The sequence below is a fragment of the Archangium sp. genome (genome assembly GCF_057119385.1).
The window spans coordinates 46,889-54,174 of record NZ_DBNGVP010000205.1 but is presented as its reverse complement, the minus strand read 5'-3'; the positions used below and the strand labels follow the sequence as shown (position 1 = coordinate 54,174).

4 protein-coding genes and 1 pseudogene are annotated in these 7,286 nt (G+C 69.6%); 3 read left to right on the top strand and 2 right to left on the bottom strand.

Annotated features, from left to right (window positions below; genetic code table 11):
- Positions 1–85 precede the first annotated feature (85 nt).
- From AC16DP_RS47015 to AC16DP_RS47005, 3 genes and pseudogenes are all read left to right on the top strand, one after another.
- Entirely contained in the window at positions 86–484 is a 399-nt protein-coding gene (locus AC16DP_RS47015; protein WP_414640672.1) for a transposase, read from the top strand.
- Positions 466–721, top strand: a pseudogene (locus tag AC16DP_RS47010) (IS4 family transposase); the annotation flags it as partial. The gene AC16DP_RS47015 and the pseudogene AC16DP_RS47010, both read left to right, overlap by 19 nt.
- Before the next feature lie 156 nt (positions 722–877).
- Positions 878–1,252, top strand: coding sequence for a hypothetical protein (locus AC16DP_RS47005; RefSeq protein ID WP_329726341.1), 375 nt, complete (start codon positions 878–880; stop codon positions 1,250–1,252).
- A 6-nt stretch (positions 1,253–1,258) separates the two neighbouring features.
- On the opposite strand, the gene AC16DP_RS47000 is transcribed toward AC16DP_RS47005, so the two are convergent.
- Together AC16DP_RS47000 and gltB are read right to left on the bottom strand one after the other, a co-directional pair.
- Positions 1,259–2,722, bottom strand: a complete 1,464-nt coding sequence (locus AC16DP_RS47000) for a glutamate synthase subunit beta (RefSeq protein WP_329726340.1) — start codon at positions 2,720–2,722, stop codon at positions 1,259–1,261.
- 3 nt (positions 2,723–2,725) lie between these two features.
- Positions 2,726–7,282 carry a glutamate synthase large subunit gene (gene gltB / locus AC16DP_RS46995; protein WP_329726339.1) on the bottom strand — a complete coding sequence of 1,519 codons (4,557 nt, stop codon included), beginning with the start codon at positions 7,280–7,282 and terminating at the stop codon, positions 2,726–2,728.
- Positions 7,283–7,286: the final 4 nt, after the last annotated feature.

Genomic DNA, 7,286 nt, shown 5'->3' with positions numbered 1-7,286 from the left:
GTATCCCACCGTAGAGGGTGGACCAGAGGGGTGACGCCCCAGGTGGTCCTTCAGAGGGGAGGCGAGTTCTGGTTGAAGGTGGAGGGTGAGCACCACCTCGACGAAGAAGCCGGAGCAGGCCGCCCTGTTGGAAGTAGCCGCCAGCGAGAAGCCGGAGCGGGAGGAGCAAGCGAAGAGCTCCGCCCGCTACGCCTCGCCGAGGCCATTCCGGGAGTGGACACCGGAGCAGGGACAGTTGCTGCCGCAGTACGCGCGGGAGGTGCTGGGAGAGGGGCATCTGGCGTGCTTCTTCGTCGAGCTGCGCAAGACGCTCGACTTCAGCCCCATACTGAAGGCGTACACCCAGGAGCGAGGCCAGCCGCCCTACCATCCGGTGATGATGACGCTGCTGCTCATGTACGCGTATACGCGTACGCGCGGGGCATTACGAGCAGCCGGGAGATTGAGCGGCGGTGTGAGACGAAGGAGAGTTTCAGGGATGTGAAGGATCTGCGCTTCGGCATGGACCTGTCTTCCTTCCGAATCGCGGAGACGGACAGGCGTGACAGGCTGCTGCTACTGAGTGCCCTGGCGGGTGCTCTGCTGACGCTGCTGGGGGCTGCTGGCGAGAGCCTCGGTATGGAGCGCGACCTCAAAGCCAACACCTCGAAGAAGCGTACCTACTCCCTCTTCCGCCAGGGCTGCATGTACTACCAGGCTCTGCCCAATATGCCCGAAGCCCAGTTGCAGCCTCTCATTGAACGCTTCGCCCAACTCGTCTGCGAGCAGCTCGTTTTCCGTGAAGCCTTTGGCCTTTTATGAGGGGATGCCTCAGATCACGACAGGTGGCTCTGGCGCGCTGATTCTGGTTCCTCTTGCGCTCTAATCTGGTGAGATCATGAACTACAATTCAAACTTCGCTGTGGACTCCGTCCTGCGAATCCTGGGGACTGTGAACGAGAAATACCAAGAGGGCTCGGCAGAAGATGAAGCACTCCGCATTGCCGCAGTGGCGCTGCTCTACGTGCGCGACATCCAGAAGCTGGATGAGTACCGCGAGTACTTTCGCAAGTTCTACATCCCAGCCATTGAGTCAGTCGTCGTCTCTCAGACCTTCGCGACGAGAGAAGAGGCTGATGCGTGGCTGGCCAGTGGAAGAGCCAGCGAAGAGGAACTCGTTCGGATCGCTGGCCAGGGATTCCGCGTCATCGCTTCGCGCAAGGGAAAGGGCCTGATGTTCCTTCGCACTCCCCTGCCAGAAGAGATGGAGTAGCCGCACTCACCCGAACGCGCAGTCCTTGCCCTTCGTCGGCAGCGCGGAGGGCTCGCGGTTGAGGTACGTGTCCACGGCCTTCGCCGTCTCGCGTCCATCCGCGAGCGCCCAGACGATGAGGCTCGCTCCGCGGCTCGCGTCACCCGCGCAGAACACACCTTCCACCGACGTGGCGAAGTGCGCGTCCACCTGCACGTTGCCTCGCGGCGTGAGCTTCGTGCCGAGCTGCTCCGCCAGCAGCCCCGTATCCGGCCCCGTGAAGCCCATGGCCAGCACCAGCAGGTCCACCTCGTAGACCGTCTCGGAGCCGGGCACCTCCACCAGCCGGGGAGCGCCATTGGCCTCCCGCTGCAGCTCCACCCGCACCGCGTGCAGTGCCCGCAGCTGTCCGTTCTCCCCCACGAGCTTCTTCGTCATCAACCCGAACTCGCGCGCCCCACCCTCCTCCTGGCTCGACGAGGTGCGGAAGATGAGCGGCCAGCGCGGCCACGGGTTGCCCTCGGCGCGTACCTTCGGCGGAGCCGGCATCAACTCCACCTGCGTCACGCTCGCCGCGCCCTGGCGCAGCGCCGTGCCCAGGCAGTCCGAGCCCGTGTCACCACCACCCAGAATCAGCACCCGCCTGCCCGCCGCGTTCAGCCGGGGCTCGAGCGTGGCCAGCCCCGACACCACCCGGTTCTGGTGCTCCAGGTAGTCCATGGCCTGCACCACGCCGGGCAGCTCGCGCCCGGGAACCTCCAGCTCCCGCGCCTTCCTCGCGCCCATGGCCAGCACCACGGCGTCGTACTGCTCGCGCAGCGCGGCGTAGCCCGGCTCGCGGCCCACGTCCACGCCACAGCGGAACTCCACGCCCTCGGCCTCCATCAGCTTCAGCCGCCGGTCCAGCACCGGCTTCTCCAGCTTGAAGTCGGGAATCCCGTAGCGCAGCAGTCCACCGGCCCGGTCATCCCGCTCGAACACGGTGACGCTGTGCCCCGCCTGGTTGAGCTGCGCCGCCGCCGCCAGCCCCGCGGGCCCCGAGCCCACCACCGCCACGCGCTTGCCCGTGCGGCTCGCCGGAGGCCTCGCACGCACCCAGCCCTCGGCGAAGGCCCGCTCGATGATCTCCTTCTCCATCTGCTCGATGGTGACGGCGTCCTGGTTGATGCCCAGCACGCACGCCGCCTCGCAGGGCGCCGGACACAGCCGTCCGGTGAACTCGGGGAAGTTGTTGGTGGCGCTCAGGGCGAGGAAGGCCTCCTTCCACTTGCCCCGGTACACCGCGTCGTTGAAGTCCGGGATGGGATTGCCCAGCGGACAGCCCTGCTGACAGAAGGGCACGCCACAGTCCATGCACCGTCCCGCCTGCCGCTTCGCCTCCTCGGCGGACAACGGCAGGACGAACTCCCGCGAGTCTCCGACGCGCTCGGACTTCTCGCGCTTGGGGGCGGGCACGCGCTGCCACTCCATGAAGCCAGTCGTCTTTCCCATGGCTCAGCCCTCCCCTCCCACGACCTGGAGCCGTGGCAACGTGGCCGGAGGCGGCTTGCGGGCCGCCCGGCGCGCCTGGAGCACGCGCTTGTAGTCGGTGGGCATCACCTTCACGAACTGCGGCACCATGCGCTCCCAGTTGTCGAGCACCCGCTGCGCCAGCTTGCTGCCCGTGTGGTGCAGGTGCCGTTCGATCATCCCGTGCACGAGCCAGATTTCCGACTCGTCCACCAGGGACTCCAGCTCCACCATCTCCAGGTTGCAGCGCTCACGGAAGGAGCGCTCGCGGTCGAGCACGAAGGCCATGCCACCGCTCATGCCGGCGGCGAAGTTGCGCCCGGTGGGCCCGAGCACCACCACCGCGCCGCCCGTCATGTACTCACAGCCGTGGTCCCCCACGCCCTCGACGACGGCCTGGGCGCCGCTGTTGCGTACCGCGAAGCGCTCGCCCGCGAGCCCGCGCAGGTACACCTCGCCGGCCGTGGCGCCGTAGAGGACGGTGTTGCCCACCACCACGTTCTCCTCGGGCACGAAGCGGCTGTCCGCGGGCGGGTAGACGATGACGCGTCCGCCGGAGAGCCCCTTGCCGAGGTAGTCATTGGCATCGCCCTCCAGCTCCAGCGTCACGCCGCTGGCGAGGAAGGCCCCGAAGCTCTGTCCCGCCGAGCCCTTCAACCGGATGCGCAGCTGCCCGTCCGGGAGCCCGCGGGCCCCATGGCGCCGGGCGATCTCCCCCGAGAGCATGGCGCCCACCGCGCGGTGCGTGTTGCTCACCGGCCGCACCAGCAGCGTGGGAGCCCCACCCGCCAGCGCCGCCTGGGCGTCCTTCAGCAGGTCATGGTCCAGGTGGTCGGAGACATCCTTGCCCCACGGCGAGTCGCACCGCCGGGGCTCCTCGACGGGAGCGTGGGGGAGCGTGAGCAACCCGGAGAGGTCCACCCGCTTCACCTTCCAGTGGTCCGAGGCGGGCCGCTGGCGCAGCAGGTCCACGCGGCCCACCAGCTCGTCCAGCCGGCGGGCGCCGAGGGCCGCCATCTGCCGGCGCAGATCCTCGGCCACGAGGTAGAAGAAGTTCACCACGTGCTCGGGCTTGCCGTGGAAGCGCTCGCGCAGGCCCGCGTCCTGGGTGGCGATGCCCACCGAGCACGTATTGAGGTGGCACTTGCGCAGCATGATGCACCCGAGCGCGATGAGGCTCGCGGTGGCCATGCCGAACTCCTCGGCGCCGAGCAGCGTGGCGACGAGCACGTCCCGGGCGGTGCGCAGGCCGCCGTCCACCTGCACGCGGATGCGTCCGCGCAGGCCGTTGTGCACCAGCACCTGCTGCGCCTCCGCCAGTCCCAGCTCCCACGGGAGGCCCGCGTGCTTGATGCTGGAGAGCGGCGAGGCGCCCGTGCCGCCCTCGTAGCCGGAGATGACCACGCCCCCGGCGCCGGCCTTGGCCACGCCCGCGGCGATGGTGCCCACGCCCACCTCGCTCACCAGCTTCACGCTCACCCGCGCCGCCGGGTTCACCGACTGCAGGTCATAGATGAGCTGCGCCAGGTCCTCGATGGAGTAGATGTCGTGGTGTGGCGGCGGGGAGATGAGCGTCACACCCGGCGTGGACCAGCGGACCCGGGCGATGCGCTCGTCCACCTTGTGGCCCGGGAGCTGTCCGCCCTCGCCGGGCTTGGCGCCCTGGGCCATCTTGATTTGGAGCTCGGCCGCGTTGACGAGGTACTCGGTGGTGACGCCGAAGCGGGCGCTGGCCACCTGCTTGATGGCGCTGCGCCGCAGGTCTCCGTTCTCGTCCCGGGTGTAGCGTCGCGACTCCTCACCGCCCTCGCCGCTGTTGGAGCGCCCGCCCATGCGGTTCATCGCGATGGCCAGCGTCTCGTGGGCTTCGGCGCTGATGGAGCCGAAGGACATGGCGCCGGTGACGAAGCGCTTGACGATCTCCGATGCCGGCTCCACCTCCTCCAGGGGCACGGGAGTCTGGCGCTCGGCCGCGACCTCCAGGAGCCCGCGCAGGTTGCAGTGGGCGCGCGACTCGTCGTCCGCCAGCCGCGAGTACTCGGCGAAGGCGGCGGCGTCATTGTCGCGAGCCGCCTGCTGCAACCTGGCGATGGTGGCGGGGTTCCACTTGTGCGTCTCGCCGCGGCGGCGCCACTGGTACTGGCCGCCCACGGGGAGCAGCTCCGCCTCGTGCTCGGCCACGGGGCCGAAGCCGAGCGCATGCCGCTCGCTCACCTCGCGCCCCAGCTCGGGCAGGCCCACGCCCTCCACGCGCGAGGGCGTCCCGGTGAAGTGCTTCTCCACCAGGCCGCGCCGCAGGCCCACGGCCTCGAAGAGCTGCGAGCCGCGGTAGGACTGGAGCGTGGAGATGCCCATCTTGGACATCACCTTGAGCAGCCCCTCTTCAATCGCGTGGATGAAGTTCTCCTGCGCCTTCTCCTGGTCCACCGGCAGCTCGCCGGCATCGGCCAGGGCGCGCAGCGTGTCCAGCGCGAGGTAGGGGTTCACCGCGGAGACGCCGTAGGCGAAGAGGCACGCGAAGTGGTGCACCTCGCGGGCCTCGGCCGTCTCCAGCACGAGGCCGGTGTACATGCGGATGCCGTCGCGCACGAGCCGCTGGTGCACGGCGGACACGGCCAGCAGCGCGGGGATGGCGGCATGGGCCGCGTCCACGTCCCGGTCGCTCAGCACGAGGATGTTGGCGCCCGCGTCCACCGCCTCCACGGCCGAGTCGCACAGCCGCTCCACGGCCGCTTCCAGCGCGCCCTCGCCCCCGTTCACCGGGTAGAGGAGGCTGAGCGGCAGCGTCTCGAAGATGCCCTCGTTGCGGATGGCGGCCAGCTTCGCCAGCTGCCCGTTGGTGAGGATGGGGCCCGGCAGCGACAGCCGGTGGCAGTGCTCGGGCGTCTCCTCGAAGGTGTTGCCCTCGGGGCCCAGCCCGGTGGCCAGCGTCATCACCAGCGACTCGCGGATGGGGTCGATGGGCGGGTTGGTCACCTGCGCGAAGAGCTGGTGGAAGTAGTTGAAGAGCGAGGGCGCCTGGTCGCTGAGCACGGCCAGGGGCGTGTCGGTGCCCATGGAGCCCACGGGCTCCTTGCCGCCCTCGGCCATGGGCCGCAGCAGCAGCCGCACGTCCTCGTCCGTGTAGCCGAAGGCGCGCTGCAGCCGCCACAGCTCCTCGCCGCCCAGCCGCCGGGGCGCGGGCACGGTGGGCAGGTCATCGAAGGTGAAGACGTTGTTCTTCAACCACCGCCGGTAGGGCCAGCGGGTGGTGATGTCGCGCTTGACCTCCTCGTCCTCGAGGATGCGGCCCTCGAGCGTGTCCACCAGCAGCATGCGGCCGGGGGTGAGGCGGCCCTTGCGGCGCACCTGGGAAGCGGGCACGTCGAGCACGCCCGTCTCCGAGGCGAGGATGATGCGGTCATCCTCGGTGACGAGGTAGCGCGCGGGCCGCAGGCCGTTGCGGTCCAGCGTGGCGCCGATGAGCTGGCCGTCGGTGAAGGCGATGGCGGCCGGCCCGTCCCACGGCTCCAGCAGCGAGCTGGAGTACTCGTAGAAGGCGCGCCGCTCGTCGCTCATGAGCGTGTGGCCCTCCCACGCCTCGGGGATCATCATCATCATGGCGTGGGGCAGCGCGCGTCCGCCCAGGTACAGCAGCTCCACCATGTTGTCGAACTGGGCCGAGTCGCTCTTGCCGGGGACGATGAGGGGGAAGAGCGGCTCCAGGCTGCCGCCGAACCTGGCGGACTGCAGCAGGCCGCGCCGGGCGTTCATCCAGTTGCGGTTGCCGTGCAGCGTGTTGATTTCGCCGTTGTGGGCGATGTAGCGGAACGGCTGCGCCAGCTCCCAGGTGGGGAAGGTGTTGGTGGAGAAGCGCGAGTGCACCAGGCCCAGCGCGCTCACGCACTCGGGGTGCTGCAGGTCCACGTAGAAGCGCGGGAGCTGCCGGGGCAGGAGCAGGCCCTTGTAGATGAGCGTCTCGGCCGAGAAGCTGGCCACGTGGAACTGGCCGTCCGGGTCCAGGGCGCGCTCGCGGATGCGGCGCTCGGCGAGCTTGCGGATGCGGAACAGCTTGCGCTCGAAGGCGCTGGGCACCACGCGGCGCCGGGCGACGAAGAGCTGGCGGATGACGGGGGCGCCGTCGCGGGCCAGCTTGCCCAGGTGCGAGGGCTCCACCGGCACGTCGCGCCAGCCGAGCACGCGCTGGCCCTCGTCGGCCGTCACCTGCTCCAGGGCGGCCTCGCAGGCGATGCGCGCCTCGTCGTCCGAGGGGAGGAACACCATGGCCACGCCGTACTGGTGGCGCGGGGGCAGCGCGAAGCCCAGCCGCTCGCGCTCGAAGAGGCGATGCGGGAGCTGGATGAGGATGCCAGCGCCATCCCCCGTCTCGGGATCCCTGCCGGCCGCGGCCCGGTGGCTCAGCCGGTTGAGCAGCTCCAGCGCGTCCTCGACGATGCCGCGGGATTTCTCTCCCTGGATATGGGCCACGAAGCCCACTCCACAGGCATCGCGCTCGGTGTCCGGTTCGTACAACCCATAGCGGCCCGGGCCTCGCTGCTGCATCAGC